This is a genomic window from Halobacillus sp. BBL2006 (genome assembly GCF_000786645.1).
GTDB lineage: Bacteria > Bacillota > Bacilli > Bacillales > Halobacillaceae > Halobacillus.
The window spans coordinates 1-759 of sequence record NZ_JRNX01000958.1 but is presented as its reverse complement, the minus strand read 5'-3'; the positions used below and the strand labels follow the sequence as shown (position 1 = coordinate 759).

Genomic DNA, 759 nt, shown 5'->3' with positions numbered 1-759 from the left:
CCTGAAGAAACTTTTCATTTTTACTAACTGCGAGTTCAATGCGACTGCGATGACAACCGCGAGGAACAATTGAATGGGGACTTGTATGATTAAAATTAAAAATGTGTTTCCTAAAGCTTTATAAAATAATCCATCCTGAAACAATCTTATATAGTTCTCTAACCCTGCAAATACGTACTCTGAACCTTCACGTTTTTGAAAACTTAATAAAAGCGACGAAATAACGGGATAAACCGTAAAGATCAGAAAGAATGTGACAGCAGGTAAGATGAAAATATAAGGTACATTCTTCGGTGTGATCCAACGCTTTCTTGACTTGGGACTGCTCGACTTAGCGACTTTTCGCTCATTCGTTTGTTCCAACTGAAATTACCTCCTTAATAGACAGACAGCCACACGTAAAACCGCTTTCATTTTTTCGGCGACTGACTTTATTAATTAATTTAATTTACTTAATAATAACATACGGAATCAGTGATGTCTGCTTAATTTCCGAAAAATCTAAAAAATCGGTCAACGTCCTAATGAACGCTGACCGATCTATAAACATAGCTATAAAGGATGATCCCTTATTTGCTTATTTCACGTTCTGTTTCGCTCTTCAATTTATCAGCAGCTTCTTGCAAAGCTTTATCAATAGACTTACCATCAAGCAAAATGGAAGCTTGTGTATCAGACATTGTATCGAAGGCGCGAGAATAATCAGAAGTGTAATTAGCTACCGGAATGTCAGAAACCTCATCCGCAAACAACTTGAAG

General features: G+C 36.8%; 1 protein-coding gene and 1 pseudogene. Both read right to left on the bottom strand.

Going from position 1 to position 759, the window contains the following annotated elements:
* On the bottom strand, positions 1-363 hold a 363-nt coding region (locus LD39_RS21385), incomplete at its 3' end, for a carbohydrate ABC transporter permease (protein WP_035553833.1).
* 206 nt (positions 364-569) lie between these two features.
* Positions 570-759: pseudogene (locus tag LD39_RS23365) on the bottom strand (sugar ABC transporter substrate-binding protein); the annotation flags it as partial.